15 protein-coding genes and 4 tRNA genes are annotated in these 17,453 nt (G+C 49.9%); 4 read left to right on the forward strand and 15 right to left on the reverse strand.

Annotated elements, in window-relative coordinates; genetic code table 11:
• Window positions 1-63: 63 nt before the first annotated feature.
• Window positions 64-1,743: a peptidase U32 family protein gene (locus B1H56_RS04860; RefSeq protein ID WP_066518325.1), complete on the forward strand. Its 1,680-nt coding sequence runs from the start codon at window positions 64-66 to the stop codon at window positions 1,741-1,743.
• Between the two features lie 31 nt (window positions 1,744-1,774).
• On the opposite strand, the gene B1H56_RS04865 is transcribed toward B1H56_RS04860, so the two are convergent.
• From B1H56_RS04865 to B1H56_RS04905, 9 genes are all read right to left on the reverse strand, one after another.
• Window positions 1,775-2,206: a DUF7832 domain-containing protein gene (locus B1H56_RS04865; protein WP_066518324.1), complete on the reverse strand. Its 432-nt coding sequence runs from the start codon at window positions 2,204-2,206 to the stop codon at window positions 1,775-1,777.
• A gap of 73 nt (window positions 2,207-2,279) precedes the next feature.
• The gene (locus B1H56_RS04870; RefSeq protein WP_066518323.1) at window positions 2,280-4,721 is read right to left on the reverse strand and encodes an AAA family ATPase; all 2,442 of its coding nucleotides are present in this window, start codon (window positions 4,719-4,721) and stop codon (window positions 2,280-2,282) included.
• Complete coding sequence (locus B1H56_RS04875) at window positions 4,718-5,833, reverse strand: exonuclease SbcCD subunit D (protein WP_066518320.1); 1,116 nt, start codon at window positions 5,831-5,833, stop codon at window positions 4,718-4,720. Before B1H56_RS04875 ends, B1H56_RS04870 begins: the two co-directional genes overlap by 4 nt.
• 101 nt (window positions 5,834-5,934) lie before the next feature.
• Window positions 5,935-7,107 carry an iron-containing alcohol dehydrogenase gene (locus B1H56_RS04880; protein ID WP_066518317.1) on the reverse strand — a complete coding sequence of 391 codons (1,173 nt, stop codon included), beginning with the start codon at window positions 7,105-7,107 and terminating at the stop codon, window positions 5,935-5,937.
• Window positions 7,108-7,252: 145 nt separating this feature from the next.
• The gene (locus B1H56_RS04885; RefSeq protein ID WP_066518313.1) at window positions 7,253-7,678 is read right to left on the reverse strand and encodes an EamA family transporter; all 426 of its coding nucleotides are present in this window, start codon (window positions 7,676-7,678) and stop codon (window positions 7,253-7,255) included.
• 421 nt (window positions 7,679-8,099) lie between these two features.
• Window positions 8,100-8,175 (reverse strand) — tRNA-Lys (locus B1H56_RS04890).
• A 78-nt stretch (window positions 8,176-8,253) separates the two neighbouring features.
• Window positions 8,254-8,328: transfer RNA gene (locus B1H56_RS04895), tRNA-Gln, on the reverse strand.
• 22 nt (window positions 8,329-8,350) lie between these two features.
• Window positions 8,351-8,427: transfer RNA gene (locus tag B1H56_RS04900), tRNA-His, on the reverse strand.
• A gap of 18 nt (window positions 8,428-8,445) precedes the next feature.
• A tRNA-Arg gene (locus B1H56_RS04905) sits at window positions 8,446-8,522 on the reverse strand.
• Window positions 8,523-8,856: 334 nt separating this feature from the next.
• Here B1H56_RS04905 and B1H56_RS04910 point away from each other — a divergent pair.
• Window positions 8,857-10,134, forward strand: coding sequence for a glycosyltransferase family 2 protein (locus B1H56_RS04910; RefSeq protein WP_242862029.1), 1,278 nt, complete (start codon window positions 8,857-8,859; stop codon window positions 10,132-10,134).
• Window positions 10,135-10,182: 48 nt separating this feature from the next.
• Here the strand turns inward: B1H56_RS04910 and B1H56_RS04915 are convergent, their stop codons facing one another.
• From B1H56_RS04915 to rph, 5 genes are all read right to left on the reverse strand, one after another.
• A complete protein-coding gene (locus B1H56_RS04915; RefSeq protein WP_066518312.1) occupies window positions 10,183-10,935 on the reverse strand; it encodes a GntR family transcriptional regulator in 753 nt (250 codons plus the stop codon).
• A 326-nt stretch (window positions 10,936-11,261) separates the two neighbouring features.
• Complete coding sequence (locus B1H56_RS04925) at window positions 11,262-12,368, reverse strand: chloride channel protein (protein ID WP_162938959.1); 1,107 nt, start codon at window positions 12,366-12,368, stop codon at window positions 11,262-11,264.
• Window positions 12,369-12,592: 224 nt separating this feature from the next.
• Window positions 12,593-13,081 (reverse strand): YfcE family phosphodiesterase, encoded by a 489-nt coding sequence (locus B1H56_RS04930; RefSeq protein WP_066739925.1) that lies wholly within the window; start codon window positions 13,079-13,081, stop codon window positions 12,593-12,595.
• Complete coding sequence (locus B1H56_RS04935; protein ID WP_066518307.1) at window positions 13,082-13,666, reverse strand: XTP/dITP diphosphatase; 585 nt, start codon at window positions 13,664-13,666, stop codon at window positions 13,082-13,084.
• Entirely contained in the window at window positions 13,663-14,388 is a 726-nt protein-coding gene (gene rph, locus B1H56_RS04940) for a ribonuclease PH (RefSeq protein WP_066519246.1), read from the reverse strand. The genes B1H56_RS04935 and rph overlap by 4 nt, the downstream gene beginning before the upstream one ends.
• Window positions 14,389-14,481: 93 nt before the next feature.
• Between rph and B1H56_RS04945 the strand changes: the two genes are divergently transcribed.
• Together B1H56_RS04945 and B1H56_RS04950 are read left to right on the forward strand one after the other, a co-directional pair.
• Window positions 14,482-16,239: an Rqc2 family fibronectin-binding protein gene (locus B1H56_RS04945; RefSeq protein WP_066651114.1), complete on the forward strand. Its 1,758-nt coding sequence runs from the start codon at window positions 14,482-14,484 to the stop codon at window positions 16,237-16,239.
• On the forward strand, window positions 16,239-16,841 hold the full coding sequence (locus B1H56_RS04950; RefSeq protein ID WP_066518303.1) for a hypothetical protein: 603 nt from the start codon (window positions 16,239-16,241) through the stop codon (window positions 16,839-16,841). The genes B1H56_RS04945 and B1H56_RS04950 overlap by 1 nt, the downstream gene beginning before the upstream one ends.
• Before the next feature lie 25 nt (window positions 16,842-16,866).
• Here B1H56_RS04950 and pyrE read toward each other — a convergent pair whose 3' ends face one another.
• Complete coding sequence (gene pyrE, locus B1H56_RS04955; RefSeq protein ID WP_066519244.1) at window positions 16,867-17,448, reverse strand: orotate phosphoribosyltransferase; 582 nt, start codon at window positions 17,446-17,448, stop codon at window positions 16,867-16,869.
• Between the last annotated feature and the right edge of the window lie 5 nt (window positions 17,449-17,453).

The raw sequence follows: 17,453 nt of genomic DNA on the forward strand, positions 1-17,453 counted from the left end.
TGTGCAAGAGAGCCTGCTCCGTAAACATATGTTATAATAGGTAGGAAATATAAGGAGGATCTTATGGAGCTCTTATCACCGGCTGGCGGGTGGGACAGTTTAAAGGCTGCTGTGGAAAACGGCGCGGATGCTGTATACATCGGTGCGCAAAAGTTCAGCGCGCGCAATCTTGCGGATAATTTTGATGACCTCGCGGCCGCCGTTTCCTTTGCACATGCCTCAGATGTAAAACTTTATCTCGCGCTCAATACGCTTGTCCGGGACCGTGAGATCCCCGCATGGATTGACACGGCGCGGGCCGCTGTACAAGCCGGGGCCGATGCCTTTATCGTGCAGGATCTTGGCTGTGCAATGCTTCTGAAGGAACTTTGTCCCAGCGCTCCCCTGCACGCGAGCACGCAAATGACGGCGCACAGCATTTCCAACGTACTCGTCCTGCAAAAGCTTGGTTTTTGCCGCGTTGTTCTGGCGCGCGAACTTTCTTTTGCGGAAATTTGTGCGATCCGCGAGAACACAGAAGCAGAGCTCGAGGTGTTTGTACACGGCGCGCTGTGCGCCTGTTATTCCGGTCAATGCCTGATGAGCAGCCTTTTCGGCGGAAGAAGCGCAAATCGCGGCTTATGCGCGCAGCCCTGCCGTCTTAACTATTCCGCAAAAGGGCGACAGGGCCGTTTGCTTTCCCCGCGCGATCTATGCTTGGTTGATTATATCCCTCAGCTTGCGCAGGCAGGAATTGCAAGCATAAAAATCGAAGGACGCATGAAGCCCGCGCAATATGTAGCGGCGGTCACACGCATTTACCGTAAGGCACTTGAGGGACGCACCATCACGGAGAAAGATAAAACCGACCTCTTGAAGGCATTTAGCCGGCGGGGGTTCACCGACCGCCCCTTTGCCAAAAATATTCCATCCATTCTTCCCGTCCGCAATATTAAAGAACGTCCGCCCCTTTCCGCGAAACATCACTTCGGCGCTTATCTCCCTTTAAAAAAGGGCCGGCATAAAAAGCCCCGCAAGCTGGCCGCGCAAGTAATGACGGCCGCTCAGGCAAAAGCCGTCCTGCCGCTGGTAGATATCCTATATGTCCCATATGCAGCAAAATGGGCGGATGAGCTTCCGCGGAGCGGCGCCAAAATCATCGGCGCACACCCGCTCATTTCACATGACGGAGAGATGCCCGCTCACCGGGCCGGCTTTGACGGCGAGCTATTGACCACGCTTACGGAGACGGACGCCGCACACAAGATATCGGACGCCTCGTTGCATGCAATGAACGGACAGACTTTGAAAGCGCTGCGGATGCTTGGTTATGAACGGGCAACCGTAAGTGTCGAACTCAATGCGGCGCAGATTGCAGATCTGCCCGACCTCCTGCCCACGGAAGCAATCGTCTATGGCAGGCTTACCCTGATGACTACCTCCTACTGCCCTATGCGTTGCGGGGATAAAAAACGCTGTCCCGCTGCGGCGGGGCAAGCTGTTCTTACCGACCGCATGGGAAAATCTTTCCCTGTCCTGCGTACCGGCCCCGGCTGCAGAGTCTCAATTCTGAATTGCGCCCCCATTTATATGGCGGATAAACTGCCTTCAGTCAGCGCAAATGTACTCCGGCTTATTTTCACAACGGAATCCCCGAAGCAATGTGTCGGCTTGGTTCGGGAATACCGCCAGGCCATGCAGGGAAAGCCGCATACGCCTCCCAGCGAATTTACGCGCGGTCATTTCACGCGCGGGGTCAAATAAGGAAATTAAAAAAACGCCTTCCGGCGTTTTTTTAATCCAATTCCTGGTTTTTCCATTTTTCAAACTTTTCGTTGATAACGTGTTCTATCCTGTCGTAATTTTCCCATGTGTCCTCGTGGAGGTAAACGGCAAATTCTGAATCGACATCCTCTTCCGCAAGCGCAGCTGCAAAGTCGTCGATATAGGAAGTAACATAGTATTCTCCCGTAAATTCCAAGGCCTCATCCACCATAAGTTCCTCGGGCAGCGCCTCGTCGAGGCATTCCACCAGAAGGTCACGGCCCGTCATTTCCCTGCTGCGCACACGTTCAAACGCATCTGCGAATTCTTCCCGCCAGTCATCCTGGATCAAGTCATTATTTACCAGCCATGCAAGGTACATTCCGATATGGGTTCCCGCATTTTCATAGGGAATGCTGTCCGGGAATGTCACCGCGTGCCAATCCATTTTATCGAAAGCCATCCGCATCTCTCCTCCATATTTATTACACATAATACTCCAAGGTTTTTTCTATTTCAAGGACTCGCTTCCAAAATTAACAATTTATTATCAAATCGCTTCCCGTACGATCTTTACGCACTTCAATTGTCGTTTCGATATTTTCCTTCAGCATCTGGACATGGGAGATAATCCCAATCAGCTTCGATCCGCCCCGCACACACGCCAGAACGTCAAGCGCGTTTTCGATGGATGCAGGATCGAGAGAGCCAAAGCCTTCGTCAATAAACAATGCGTCGATATGGATACCTCCGCTCTGGGCCTGCACAACGGTCGAAAGCCCAAGAGACAGCGTCAATGCAACCAGAAATTTTTCGCCTCCCGACAGGCTCTTAACGCTCCTGCGTTCTCCCGAATAGGAATCAAATACCTCAAGATCCAGCCCAACCTTGCGCGCGCGCCCCGTCCCTTCCATTGATCGGTAAAGCTGATACCTGCCATCGTGCACCTTTTTCAGCAATATGTTCGCTTCCCGCGTGATCGCCGTCAGCATAACGCCAAGGATATACCGTTGCAGGCTGATACCGTTGGATCCTCTGAGCATCTTGGAAAACTCGTCCAGCTCTACAAATTTTTCAGTCATACCTTTCAGCTTTTTTACATATTCTTCTGCAGTTTCAACCGCTTTTTCGAGCAGCGCCCCCCTTGCCTTTGTTTCCGCAAAAACAGCTTCCGCCGTTTTCTGCGCTTTTTCTTTTTGATCGAATTCCTCCTGCAGCGGCCTAATATCCACAGGCTCGAGGCCTTTTAATTTCTCTGCAAGCAGACGTGCGCTTTCTTCCGCGATCTTTTGCGCTACATAGTAATCACGTATCTTCTGCCGGGTCTCCGCAAGTTCATCTCCTGTCAGACAAGCTGCGCGAAATTCCTCGTCCGTCCGAAATCCCTTTTTTTCGCAGGCTGCCTTAAAGCGGCTGACCGCTTCCTCAAAGACTTCTTTCGCCCGCGCTCCTTCCCGCCGGTAAAGCTCCAGCGACTCCTGCAAGGTTTTATACTCCCAAAGCAGGCCCTCCGCCTCTTCAAGTAGTTCCTTCAGGCTGTATTTCATTTCTGAATGGCTGCATTTCTCTTTCTCCCCAAGTCCCAGCTTACGGATTCCTTTCTCACATTCCTCTGATTTCTGTTCGAGAAGAAACAGTTCCTTTTCATCCTCCGCAATCCGCTTTCTCAACGCTTGAATATGCTTTTCTGCTTTTCGGACCTCCCGTTCCGTTGCTTTCGCATCCGTTCCGGCCGCCGGAGACGGATGATGGATACTTCCACAAACGGGGCATGCCCTTCCCTCTTCAAGCATCTCCGCGAGCATATGCGCTGTATCGCCCATATAGGTAGAAAATATTTTCTGATATTCTTTCTCCGCTTGCTTTAGCTGCTCTTCGGCTGCATTCTTCTCCGCAGTTTTTTTCACCTTGTCCTGCCTCAGGGCCCCCGCATATCCGCTGATCATAGCCGCGCATTTATTAAGGCGTGATTGCAGGCGTTCCACCTGTGCCGCTGCTTCGGCCGCTTTCTCTTCGTGCACCTTCCATTGTTGTTGAAGCGCTGCCACCTCACGGCGGACCGGCAGCAACTGTGCTGCACCTTCCGCACGGGCGCACTGTTTTTCCAGCGCGCGTATTTCGTCTTCCCCGGCGGTTGCTTGCGCCACCCTTTCCCGGGCTTGCTCCCACTCTACAAACAAACCCTGCATCGCCTGTGCGTTTTTGAGCGTCTTCTCCGCGGTGTCAAGCTGTGCAGCAAGGTCCGTGCACTTTTCGCCCTGTTCCGCAAGCGCCTCTTGCTGCGATGCCAATAGTGTTTTCAGTTCTGTTCCCGTTTCACAACCATATTGGCGAAGCACAGCTTCCAGGCTCTGCTCTGCACCATCACGCGTATGCTTCAGCTCAAGCGCCTGTGCGCACAGCCAGTCCGTAATCTTCTGCCAGCGTTCAGCTTTGAAAAGCGTTACCAGTATTTTTTCTTTTTCCGCGGAATCCGCAATCAGAAGCTGCTCGAACCTCCCCTGCGGAAGAAGTACGACCTGGCGGAACTGCTCATAGGTCAGTCCCAGAAGCTCCTCCGCTTTCTGACGCACATTTTTGATCCCCGGATTTTCAAAAAAAGGCTCAAATTCGCCTGCATCGTTTTTGAAAAAAACATTTTGCGAAGGTTGGAGTTCTTTTTCCCCATTTCGCTTGGTCCGAACGCGGACTTCGCGTGTAAAGCGGTATTGCCTGCCGTTTGTACGAAAGATAAAATCCACCTTCGTATTCTGCCGGTCTGCCGCAAAATCGCTTCGCATGGCAGCGATATCCCCTCGTCCACCGCCGCTGCTCTCTCCAAAAAGGGCATATGTCATTGCATCAAGCACCGTCGTCTTTCCCGCGCCCGTTTTCCCGTGGATCAGGAACAGGCCCGCTTTTTCAAACGAACGGAAATCGATCTCCTGTTTTTTCACATAGGGGCCGAACGCTTCAAAGCTCAGCCATTCCGGCATCATTGCATATCACCGCCCTTTTGTTCAAATTCAACCGCCTTCCGAAACCATTCCATCTGCGTCTCGCTGGGTTCTTCCCCCGTATATTCCCGGTAGAACATCATCATGATATCCTCAGGTTGAAGACTTGATGCCGTCTCCACAGAAAGCGAGGTTTCCGCGTTGTGCAATTGTTTCCCAACGAGTGAAAGCAAATTGGGATAATAGTTGCGCAGTGTATTGAGTATTTCAACATGCGCATATTCGTCCAGCAGCTCGATCTTGAGGTAATCTTCCCGCCGCCCATCCGTCTCCGCCGCGTCCAGTATCTCATTATAGTCTCCTTTGATAAGCCGCAGATCACGCTTCATAGAAAGCGCCGCTTCCCGCCGCGAGAAATCGCCCGTATCAATAATGGTCACGCTTTTTTGCGTATTTGCCTCGGCAAATGAAAACTTGACAGGCGATCCGCTGTAGCGGACATTCCCGCCGATCTCCTGTGCCCTGTGTAAATGCCCCAAGGCCACATAATCAAAACCGGAAAACGCATCTGCGCCAACCATATTCGCGCCGCCAACCATAGCCGAACGGTCGCTCTCCGAGGGCTGCGCCCCGGTCACAAAACAATGGGCGACCAAAATATTATTTCTCTCTTGGTCCAGTTCAATATGCCGTAGGATTGTGCGCATTGCTTCATCATAGCTTTTGATTTCATCCTCCGGATATAAATAACGCACTTCATCGATTGAAAAATACGGTAGGAGGTGGAACGCCGTATCCGCCAGCCCAATCCGTTTGACTCCATCGCGTACGCTTCCGGCCACATAAAGCCCGGCCTGCTCCAAAAGCGCGTTGCACGCAGCAAGGCGCGCGGCGCCGTCGTGGTTTCCCGCGCATATCAATACTGTCTTCCTCCGCTCAACGCAAAGCGCCGTCATTGCCTTGTTGTATAGAGCAATCGCGTCCGAGTTCGATACGGCATGGTCAAAAATATCTCCGGCGATCACAATCACGTCGATCGCTTCCACATCCACGATCTCACAGAGTTTTTTCAAAAATCTCCGCTGTTCTTCGATCAGCGGCATATTATTTAAGGTAACGCCCAGATGCCAGTCTGAGGTATGTAGAATCCGCATTGTTTTTCCTCCGTGTGAATATCATATCATATTTCATTCAGGCGGCACAGCGTAAGGATATAAAAAAACTCCCGGAAATTTTCCGGGAGTTTTTTTCTCAATTAATAAGCTAATTCAAGCACATTGCGGATATCCGCTTCATTAAGCACCGCAAAATGCCCCACCGATCCGCCGTTATTTTCCGCGCAACGGTGTGCAAGCTCGTCGAGCACCGATTTATCGTTGATGCCCATATCCCGCAGGGATGTAGGCATGCTGATCGTCTTTAAAAAGCTCATAAACCGTTTGATTCCCTGTGAAACCGTCCAATCCGGATCATTCACATCATATTCCACATCAAAGACGCGCATCGCGAACTGGATAAACCGTTTCGGGGACTTCCTGTAAACATATTTAATCCACGCCGGAAAAACAACCGCAAGCCCCGCGCCGTGGGAAACATCATATTTCGCGGAAAGCTCATGTTCGATCTGATGCGATCCCCAGTCTTCCTCACGCCCCATGCCAAGCGTCCCATCATGAGCAATCTTGCACGCCCACATAATTTCCGCCCGCGCGTCATAATTTTCCGGATCCGTAACCGCCTGTTTTGCGCTCCGCATCAATCCCCGCATCACCGCTTCGCTCATACGGTCCACCACGTCCGTATGCTCAGTTCTTGTGAAATAGCGTTCCATTACATGTGCGATCGCATCCGTAATCCCTGCGGCGGTATGATAGGCCGGAACCGTATAGGTAAGCTCCGGGTTCAGTATAGAGAATACCGGACGGCTGCGGTCATCGCCATAAGACAGTTTTGCCATCGTCTTTTCGTTCGTAATAACCATCCCGTCTGAAGATTCGCTCCCCGCGCCCGGGATTGTAAGGATCACGCCAACGGGAAGCAATGCTTGGGCCATCTTTTTGCCAAGGAAATAATCCCACACATCGTCGCTGTTCGGCGTACCGCACGCGATCGTCTTAGCGGAATCGATTACACTACCGCCGCCCACGGCAAGAATGAATCCGATGCTGTTGGAACGGCAGATATTAATTCCCTCATAAACAAGATCCAGCCGTGGATTTGATTTTGCCCCGCCCAGTTCATAGACCGTAATTCCCGCGGCCCGAAGAGACGCGCGCACCCGGTCCAGAAGTCCCGACCGTTCCGCGCTGCCACCGCCATAATGGAGGAGCACCTTATCGCTGTATTTCGCAACTTCCTCCCCACACAGAAGTTCCGTCCCCTTGCCAAATATCACCTTTGTCGGGTTGTAAAAAACGTCATTATCCATACGGATGTCCTCCTATTATTTTAATATCTTCATAGCTCAATTCTAGTATGATATACACCTAATGTCAATTGAGTAAACTTCCCTTCCCGGCAGATATATGAATAAACTTCCAACGCAGCAACAAGCCTGCCTTTATACGAAACTCTTATTTATTAATCAACAGCAGCCCGGCCGCGCACACGCCAATTCCCACCACCTGCCGCAGCGAAATCGTCTCCTTATACAGCAGCAGGCCCACAAACAACAGAACACACGCGAGGCTGATGTTGGCAACCAACGATCCGGCGCTTACCTTCCATCCCGCCCGGTAAATGCTGATATAACCGAATTCAAGGGCTACGACAGAAAGTCCCAGCACAAACGAGGTCCAGTTAACCTTGGATATTTCCGTCAGCAGATTCTTCTGGCTTGATGTAGCATAAAACATAATAACAGAAAGTACAAAACACGTAAGATAGGTCACTGAAAGCGATGCAAAGGCATTTACTTTGCCCGGCATCGATTTTGTACTGATATTATAAAAAGCATTTGCCCCCACGACAAGCAGGATCGGCCAAATCATGTTCCACATAAATTCCTCCCTCAGAACAGAAAAACCGCAAACAAAAAACCTTTTGTCTGCGGTAGGTGTTCACCCGAACTTAATATTGATTTTGCCTTGATTTTATCACGCACACTTATGTCTGTCAATAAATAGCAACGCCGTTTCAATCCTTAGTCCGGGGCTTTCTTCAGGATTCAGCGGACTGGGTTCTCTGTATGGACTGCAAAACAGGCCGCGACACGGTCCCTGTGCAGTGCGCGATAAAAACAGCATTGCCGCTGCGTAAAGAAAAAGGCCGGTCATAGGATTGAACCTATCGTCTGCTTAACCGGCACAGATACGGTCATTTTCGCGAACATCAAGGCTGTGCTTTTAGGCATATGCCAAAAATCAAGTAGTACGCAGATACAAGAAAACCCCGTAACCCACATGGTTACGGGGTTTTTGCTGGTGACCCACCGGAGACTCGAACTCCGGACACCTTGATTAAAAGTCAAGTGCTCTACCACCTGAGCTAGTGGGTCATTTCACATGAACCGTGAATTATTATATCATAACCGCAGAAATGTGTATAGCCTTTTTTTAATCTGCAGATATTTTTTTGGCTGGGGTAGCAGGATTTGAACCTACGAATGCTGGAATCAAAATCCAGTGCCTTACCGCTTGGCGATACCCCAATGACTAAAGACAAAAGAAAAATGGGGTGAGTAGTGGGATTCGAACCCACGACCTCCAGGGCCACAACCTGGCGCTCTAACCAACTGGGCTATACCCACCATGTTCAATTATCTTTATGGCGCGCCTGAAGGGATTCGAACCCCTGACACACGGCTTAGAAGGCCGTTGCTCTATCCAACTGAGCTACAGGCGCATAGCACTTGTGGCGCAACGTCGTTAAAACATTCCAGCCTCGGCTGACAATTAAAAATTATAGCAAACGCCCCTGAAAAAGTCAATCGATTTTCAATAATTCCATGATAAGAAATCTTCACGGCCATCCCTTTATTTCTCTTTTAATCTAAATAGTGTATTTCCCTCCCATAATTTGGGTATCAATCTATCATATGTAGACAGGATGATAGGAATTGTAATGAAATGTTCAGAATTTGCACATAGATTTCGACATACTACTGTGCTATAATCTGAACTTGTGTGAAAAAGACGGTTCATTAAAAAGAGCCGTACATGGCGAAGGAGGACTTGATTTGTTATCTTTTATTACAAACTTCAATTTAGCAATGTTTATACTTTTCACAGCTCTTTATTTTTATCAGGCAATTTATGTTGTGGTCGCGCTTTTTAAAAAACCGCAAAAGCCTGCGCCCGCGGGTAAGAACCACCATTTTGCGGTCTTGATTGCGGCCCGCAATGAGAGTGCAGTGATCGGTCAGCTCATCAGCAGCATCAAAAAGCAAAAATATCCTCAGGATAAAATCGATATCTTTGTTGTTGCCGATAACTGTACGGATGATACGGCAAAGGTTGCCGAGCGGGCGGGCGCACATGTCTATGAACGCTACAACAAGAAATATGTAGGCAAAGGCTATGCCTTAAGTTATGCTTTAAATGCCATCAAGCGCGATTATGGCAAAAATGCTTTTGAAGGCTACTTCGTTTTTGACGCCGATAATCTGCTCGACGAAAATTATGTTACGGAAATGAATAAACTCTTTGACCAGGGCTACCGTGTTCTTACCTGCTACCGCAATTCCAAAAACTATGGTACCAACTGGATTTCGGCCGGCTATTCCCTGTGGTTCCTGCGCGAATCGAAATATCTTAACAATCCGCGTATGATGCTCAAAACAAGCTGTGCCATCTCCGGGACCGGGTTTTTGATCCACAATGACATCATCCAAAAAAATCATGGATGGAAACACCACCTGCTCACGGAAGACATCGAATTTTCGGTGGACAGCATCATCAATGGCGAGACGATCGGCTATTGCGGCGGTGCAAAGATTTATGACGAACAGCCGTGTACCTGGAAACAATCCTGGACCCAGCGCCTGCGCTGGTCTAAAGGGTTTTACCAGGTTCTGGGAAAATATACCAAGGGACTTGTTAAAGGGTTTGCCACCGAACGGCGTTTTGCCTGCTATGATATGTTCATCACCATAGCTCCCGCGATTTTCGTATCCCTCGCAAGCATCCTCGTAAACGCATGCTTCCTTGTAAACGGTATGCTGGGAAGCAGCTTCTACATCCAGCATCTGGTCTTCTCCACAACGACCTCGGCCATTCTTTCATCGCTGTTCAACTTCTATATTATGCTGTTTATTGTAGGGTTGATTACCACCATTACTGAATGGAAAGAAATTCACGGTACAAGTCCGGTGAAAAAGATCCTGTATACCTTCTCTTTCCCGTTCTTTATCCTGACCTATATCCCGATCTCCATTGCAGCGCTGTTTAAGAAAATTGGCTGGGATCCGATCCCGCACAATATTTCAAAATCGATTGAAGACTTTGAGCGTTCGTAAGGGTGCGCAAAAAAGGATGCCCTATGGCATCCTTTTTTATTCCTTTTTTTACCCTCTCTCAAGATCAATACGGAATTCGTTGAGATCTCCCCGGTATTTCGCAATCGAATATTCCACAGGCATCCCATTTTTCGTATAGGAAAGCGTATAGACCACATAAATAGGAGACCCTTCCGGTATTGCCAGCAGCCTTGACAGTTCTTCGTCCGCCAGCCCTACCTGCAGTCTTCTTGAAACCCGGTGCACCACGACTCCGAATTTTTCTTCCATAGTCTTATACAGGGAATGCTTTCCAAGGTCTACCTTCAGAAGTTCTTTGAACGGCTTAGCCGGAAGATAGGTGCGCGCATAGACCATTGGATCATTGTTTGCATAACGTACACGGTTGATGTATACGCAGGAGGACCGCCCGTCGAGTCCCAATTGCTCAAGCACTTCCCGATCATTCATCGTGCCGGAATCCACCACCACGGAAGACGGCTGCAGGCCTTTTTTCTTCATTTCATCATTAAAGCTTTCGATCACCTGAAAAAAGCGGCCTTCTACCTTGGGCTTGGCGATAAAAGTCCCTTTGGCCTTCTGGCGCTTCAGGTGTCCTTCTGTTACCAATTCACTGAATGCCTGGCGGATTGTGGCCCTGCTGATATTGAGTATCCCGCAAAGCTCCTCCTCCGTTGGGACAGCGTCTCCTTCCTTAAGCTTTCCGTTTTCAATGTTTTCAATCATAAACTGTTTCAGCTGATAATAAAGCGGAACAGGAATATCACGGTCCAATTTCAGCTGATAATATACAGAATTCATGATAACGACCCTTTCAAATGCCTTACAGATTTTAATGTGAATAATATTTTACTTATTATACAGCATTTGCAGCGCCATTTCAAACACACGGTGAAAAAATCGTCTCCAGGACCGGGGTTTCTATTAATTCGTCCGGACATCCGTTGCCCCCGTACCCTCCGCGCCGTACCCTTGACTGAATTTCCGATAAATTCCGCATCTATTCCTCCCCGCAAACAGGCGGTAAATTCCTACTGCCTCTTTCCGCCATTTTATTTTGCCATGCTTCCCGCCCTTGGCAATGTTTACTCGCTGTGCCGGCCGGAAAACACCTGTATCCAAGCTCCCTATTCGGCGTTTCGGCCTATAAATGCCGCCCGCACTTTGTCAAACCATATTTTCTGGCTCGGATAGAGCCCATAATATCCCGAAAAAACATAACTGACCGCACATGCTAGGAGGAAAAACAAACCAGCTCCCGATCCGAATACTTCCAGCCCCAGAACAAATGCGGTCAGGGGACAGTTTACCGCTCCGCAAAATACCGCTACAAGCCCAACTCCGGCGCCCATGGACGGAGAAAGACCTAGTAAATTCCCGGCAAAGCTGCCAAAAGTCGCCCCAACGACAAAAGTAGGAACAATTTCCCCGCCTTTAAACCCCGCGCTGATCGTAAGGGAGGTAAACGCAATCTTCCATAAAAAGTCCTGCGGCGCGGAGGTGCCTTTTACCGCTGCGCCGATCAGCCCAATGCTGTCCCCGTTATACAAGTTGTTCCCCACCAGATATGTAAGGCCCACAATAATAAGCCCGCCAACTATAACGCGGGAAATTTTACCAGGGAAAACATGCTCATAAAACTGCTTCGATTTGCGAAGCGCAATACAAAACAAAATGCTGACAAGCCCGCACAGCGCTGCCAGGACAGCAATTTGCAGGATCGATACCGGTCCCAGCCCGGGAACATCCTTCAGTGTATACCGCGGGAAATCAATATGAAACGCAGAGGCAATCATAAAGCCTACGACAGATGACAGCGCGCAGGGCAGGATGGCCGAATAATAAACTACGCCAACGCCCACAAGCTCCAACGCCAATACAATCGCCGTCACAGGCGTCCCTACCACGGCTGCAAAGCCGGCGCTGATCCCGCACATAATCATGATTTTCTTTTCCTTCGCGCCCATGTGAAACAGCCTGCCCAGACTGGACGCAAGTCCTCCGCCAAGCTGGATTGCCGCCCCTTCCGTCCCGACAGAGCCGCCAAATGCGCGCGTAATCAGCGTGCTGACAAAGATAAGCGGCACCATAACGGTGGGGATACGGTCCGTTCTCCGCACGGAGAAAATCACAGTATCCGTTCCATTGTCGTGACTCTTTTTGCACCAACGGTAGAACAATACAATGCAGACCCCGCCAACCGGCAGCAGCCAGATCATCCAATTATGTTCCATGAAAAATTGTGAGCTTTGATTAATCAGGATGCAAAAAACAGAGCCAACGGTTCCAGCCGCGGCTCCCACTGCGGCTGAGCATATGACCCATTTCAAAAAAGCCTTCAGATATGGCGCTGCGTTGCTCCAAAATTTTTGCATGCGAACCGACCATCCATTCTTTCTTATGTTACCCTTGAAGGCTTGCTTATAAACAAAAACGGGCCTTATATAAGGCCTGTCCTTTATATTTTTAACGTTCTCAATTTGGGAACAACGCCCATTCTTCCAATCAGCAGTGTCGCATAACAGATTGTCCCGTCCGGGGACGCTCCGGCGCTTCCCGGGTTCACCAGCCATAGGCTATCTTCGTACTCACAATATTGCCTGTGCGTATGCCCGAACAATGCGGCTGTTGCCCCGCACTCCTTGGCGTGGTAAAATAATCTGTCATACGAATATTTCACTTTGTAAAAGTGTCCGTGCGTAAGTAATATCTTCTGCCCTGCCAGCACGATCTCATCCTCTGTATTGCCCGCGTCGCCTGCGTCGCAGTTCCCTTTTACGCAAATCACCTTAGCATTCGCATTCTGGTCGATATAGCGTGCATCCGCTATATTATCTCCCAAATGAAAGACATATTCCACATTTCGGTTCTGCCCAAGCACTGCGTCAATCGCGCTCCTGTTTCCATGCGTATCGCTCAGCACAAGGGCGTGTATATACTGTTCCACCTACATCTCCTGCACTTTTTCCTGAAGCTTTTTCAATGCCTTTGCACGATGGCTGATCTTGTTCTTAACCTCCGGCGGAATCTCTGCAAAGGTCTGTCCATATTCTTCGACATAAAATAAGGGATCATAGCCAAACCCGTTTTCTCCGCGCGGCTCGTCGATAATTTTCCCCTCCGCGCGTTCTTCTACGTACAGCTTTTCTTTTCCTCCGTTTGCAAGCACCAGCGCGCACACGAACCATGCCCGGCGGTTATCCTGGTCCTTAACCAACGAAAGGAGCTTAACATTATTCTTTTCATCAGTCGCTCCTTCCCCGGAAAAACGGGCCGAATATATCCCAGGCGCCATATCAAGCGCTTCCACGCACAGTCCGGAGTCGTCCGCCAAAACATCGCCTTCCACCATTTCGCTGATTTCTACCGCTTTCTTCCGCGCATTCGCATGGAAGCTGTCCCCATCCTCTACCACATCAGCTACAATCCCGGCATCCTTTAAAGATTTGATTTCATCATAAAAATTTCCAAGGATCGCTTTGATTTCCCTGACCTTCCCCTGGTTATTGGTCGCGATAATCAGCTGTTTCATATTATAATTCCCTCTTTCTTCAAAATTTCCTTCTGCCGCGCGATGATTTCATGTATCCCTTTCTTGCACAGGGCCATCAGCGTCATAAACTCCTCTTCCGTAACCGTGCGCTTCTCTCCGCATATTTGTATTTCTCCGATATTTCCGTCATCTGCCGCAACCATATTCATATCCGCCTGCGCGCCGCTGTCTTCCGTATAACAAAGGTCAAGCAACGGAGTGTCTTCCACAATCCCCGCCGATACAGCAGCAACATGCTTAGTGAGCGGAAATTTTGCAAGCAGGCCTTTTTTCACAGCCTTATCAACACAAAGGGCAGCGGCAATAAACGCCCCGCTGATCGAAGCTGTGCGCGTTCCTCCGTCCGCGTTCAGTACGTCACAGTCAATATATACCGTGTACTCGCCCATTCCTTCGAAGCTGCATATGCTGCGCAGCGAACGGCCGATCAGCCGCTGTATTTCTACGCCCCGTCCATCCTGTTTTGCGCCGTCGCGCCTTTTTCGGTGCGGCGTCGAAGCCGGCATCATCGAATACTCTGCCGTCAGCCATCCGTTGCCCGTTTCCGCAAGGAAGGGCGGCACGCCCTTCTCCAGCATTGCCGTACATAGGACCTGTGTATTCCCGGTGCCGATCAGCACGCTCCCGTGTGCATTTTTCAATATATTCGCCTCGATGCTCAGGGGCCGCAGTTCATCCGGTTTTCTTCCGTTTTCTCTCATGGTCATCTCCCGTTTATTTGCTTCGTCCATTTTAGCACAATTCCTGTGCTCACACAATCGGATGTGGTATAATAATGAAACGGAGGATGCTTTATGACACTTGATGGTTTAACGTTACATATGTGTGTAGGCGAACTGAAACAACGGTGCGACGGCGCTAAAATACAAAAGGTGCTGATGCCCGGCAAAGAAGAAGTCGTGCTCCAGCTCTATTCCGCTGTGGAAGGCACGCTTCGTTTGGTACTGAATGCGGACGCGGGCGACTGTGCCCTCTACCTTACGCGCACCACGAAGGCAAATCCCAAGGTGCCGCCGGTCTTTTGTATGTTCCTGCGTAAATACCTGACCGGAGCCCGCATTGCTGACATTGAACAGCGCGGTCTTGACCGTGTCGTCATCTTTACGCTCGAAACAAAAGACGAGCTTCTCCATCCCATTACGCTTAGGCTTGTGATCGAAATTATGGGCAAGTATTCCAATATTATCCTTACGGATGCAAACGATAAGATCCTTGACAGCATCCGGCGTGTATCTGTGGATATGAGCAGCAAACGGCAAGTTTTGCCTGGGGTGCGGTACGAAAATCCGCCCCAGACGAAGTTCGATCCCCTTGCGCTTTCCCCCACAACGCTTGCAGAGGTTCTTGCGACGCATAAAGACACCAAAATCATCAACCATATGGCTTCTGCTTTTGACGGCATTTCGCTGCAAACCGCGCAGGAAATCCTGCAGCGTTCTGGAATCGGCATGGTTCTTACGTCCGAATTGTCGCCGAAGCTGACGGAGCGGCTTGCTGAAAGCATGCGCGGTTTTCTGCACCAAGCTGTCTCCGAGCCCGCGCCATGCGTACAGTTCAACGCAGACAGAATGCCCGTCTTTTTTTCGTGCATTCCCTATGAAACCTACCCGGCGGAAATGCGGAAGGCTTTCTCAACCGTCAATGAGACGCTGGATTTTTATTATGGACAGCGCCTGCTGATTTCTCGCTTAAGGCAGCAAAAGGAAGCTCTTTACAAAACGCTTCATAAGATTTATGTTAAACTGCAAAAGCTGATTGGCATATATGAAGCTACTCTGCGCGACGCCGCCAAAGAGCAAAGGCTGCAAAAGCGCGCCGATCTCATCACCGCCAATATTTACCGGCTAAAAAAGGGCATGAAGGATTTTGAGGCGGTGGATTACGAAACCGGTGAAACGGTCACGGTTCCCCTCGACGTTTCGCGAACACCGCAGGAAACAGCGCAAAAACTTTATAAAAAGATCAGCAAGCTGAAAACCGCATCCGCAATCAGCTCGAAAAAGCTGGCGGATGCCTATGAGGAAGAGGATTTCCTGGCGGGAGCGCTTCACTTCACGGAAAACGCGGAAACTCCGGAGGATATTGACGATATCCGGCATACGCTTGTACGTGCAGGCTATCTCTCTGCGCCGTCCAAAGGCAGGAAGGAGCCGGAAATGCAGTCCCGGCCGCTTCGTTTTCTGTCTCCTGGAGGTTATGATATCTACGTCGGCAAAAATGACAGGCAGAACGACCAGCTCACTATGCGTACCGCTTCAAAGGATGATATTTGGTTTCATGCGCAGAAAATCCCTGGTTCTCACGTGCTTCTGGTCACAGGCGGCGTGCCGCTCGACGATATTGACGACGAAACCATCGTTATGGCGGCCGAGCTGGCAGCGGCGCATTCACGCGCCCGCCATGCCGGAAAAACCCCCGTCGACTATACACAGCGGAAAAACCTCAAGAAGCCTCCGTCCGCACGTCCGGGCAAAGTGATCTACGACGATTATTTTACCGTCTATGTGGATGCCCATAAGGGTTCCCTCTACAAACCCGCGGAGGAAAACTGATGGATATCAGAGATGAAATCTACGATCTGTTTACGGAAGGAATCGACCGGAATGAGAACCGGAACCTTTCCATCCCGGATCGGTATATCATTAAGCGGGGGCATTCTCCCAATGGCTGGTATTCCTTATCCAACAAAGACCGTATCCGCCTCCAGCTTTCTCCCGTAGCGGGTAATTGGGAGTATGTTCAGCTCAATGGCCACATGTTTTTATGGTACAGCGGCGACATATTAAAAAAGCTGATCGCTTATGCAGATTATCCCGACGAAAGCACGCGCGCTTATTTTGAAGGAGATTTTCATATCACCTCCATCATACGCCGCAGGATTCCGCCTACCGTACTGACAAGGAAATATTGCAAAATTTGTGCCGATAACCTTTTCGGGCGGGAAATACGCAGTTTTTATGTGAATCTTGGCGAAAAAGGAATTGGCGATGGCTTCTGTGATATACGGTTATATGATAAGGGCCTTTTTTCCCGCATTGCCCTCCCCAAAAAGATCGACGCCATCTGGTCTTTCAATAAGTGGTTCCAGCATGGCCTGCGTTTCCACGCCCCACAATACAAGCCGCTTCCCAAAAATGTAAAGAACCGCGGATAAATCCGCGGCTCTTTTTTCTGTTATGTTATTTTACCGGAAGCTTCCTGCTTCCCGGTTTCACGAGCGGCGCACCCGTTGTACAGACCGGGCATTCGTCCGGTTCGTAGGATTTGACTTCCATAGAAAGCACCGCGCGGAAGGGCACGCCAAAATCCACTCCGCCCGCACTGCGGTCAACGACGCTTCCCACTCCGACAACTTCGGCTCCCATTTCGTTAAGCAACGCAATCACTTCTTTCACAGAGCCACCCGTCGTGACAACGTCTTCTGTCACAAGAACCCTGGCCCCCTGTTCCACGGTAAAGCCGCGGCGCAAGGTCATCTTTCCATTCTCACGTTCCGCAAAAATATTTTTTGCGCCAAGCTGCCTTGACATTTCATAAGCCATGATAATTCCGCCGATTGCCGGGCCGATTACAAGGTCGATCTCCATATCGGAAAACTGCTCCGCGAGCTGAGCGCAGATTTTTTCCGATACATCCGGATATTGAAACAGCTTTGCGCACTGCATATATTGATCGGAATGCCTACCCGACGTCAGCAGGAAATGGCCCTCCAGCATCACTTCTTTTTCTTTGAAAATCGCAATAATTTCTTCTTGTGTCATCATTT

Origin of the sequence: Christensenella minuta, from assembly GCF_003628755.1 — a bacterium.
Taxonomy (GTDB): Bacteria; Bacillota; Clostridia; order Christensenellales; family Christensenellaceae; genus Christensenella; species Christensenella minuta.

Bases quoted from the DNA above. Each gene is read 5' to 3' on its own strand.
- B1H56_RS04860 (WP_066518325.1), top strand. From the start codon at position 64: ATGGAGCTCTTATCACCGGCTGGCGGGTGGGACAGTTTAAAGGCTGCT.
- B1H56_RS04865 (WP_066518324.1), bottom strand. From the start codon at position 2,206: ATGGCTTTCGATAAAATGGATTGGCACGCGGTGACATTCCCGGACAGC.
- B1H56_RS04870 (WP_066518323.1), bottom strand. From the start codon at position 4,721: ATGATGCCGGAATGGCTGAGCTTTGAAGCGTTCGGCCCCTATGTGAAA.
- B1H56_RS04875 (WP_066518320.1), bottom strand. From the start codon at position 5,833: ATGCGGATTCTACATACCTCAGACTGGCATCTGGGCGTTACCTTAAAT.
- B1H56_RS04880 (WP_066518317.1), bottom strand. From the start codon at position 7,107: ATGGATAATGACGTTTTTTACAACCCGACAAAGGTGATATTTGGCAAG.
- B1H56_RS04885 (WP_066518313.1), bottom strand. From the start codon at position 7,678: ATGTGGAACATGATTTGGCCGATCCTGCTTGTCGTGGGGGCAAATGCT.
- B1H56_RS04915 (WP_066518312.1), bottom strand. From the start codon at position 10,935: ATGAATTCTGTATATTATCAGCTGAAATTGGACCGTGATATTCCTGTT.
- B1H56_RS04925 (WP_162938959.1), bottom strand. From the start codon at position 12,368: ATGGAACATAATTGGATGATCTGGCTGCTGCCGGTTGGCGGGGTCTGC.
- B1H56_RS04935 (WP_066518307.1), bottom strand. From the start codon at position 13,666: ATGAAACAGCTGATTATCGCGACCAATAACCAGGGGAAGGTCAGGGAA.
- rph (WP_066519246.1), bottom strand. From the start codon at position 14,388: ATGAGAGAAAACGGAAGAAAACCGGATGAACTGCGGCCCCTGAGCATC.
- B1H56_RS04945 (WP_066651114.1), top strand. From the start codon at position 14,482: ATGACACTTGATGGTTTAACGTTACATATGTGTGTAGGCGAACTGAAA.
- B1H56_RS04950 (WP_066518303.1), top strand. From the start codon at position 16,239: ATGGATATCAGAGATGAAATCTACGATCTGTTTACGGAAGGAATCGAC.
- pyrE (WP_066519244.1), bottom strand. From the start codon at position 17,448: ATGACACAAGAAGAAATTATTGCGATTTTCAAAGAAAAAGAAGTGATG.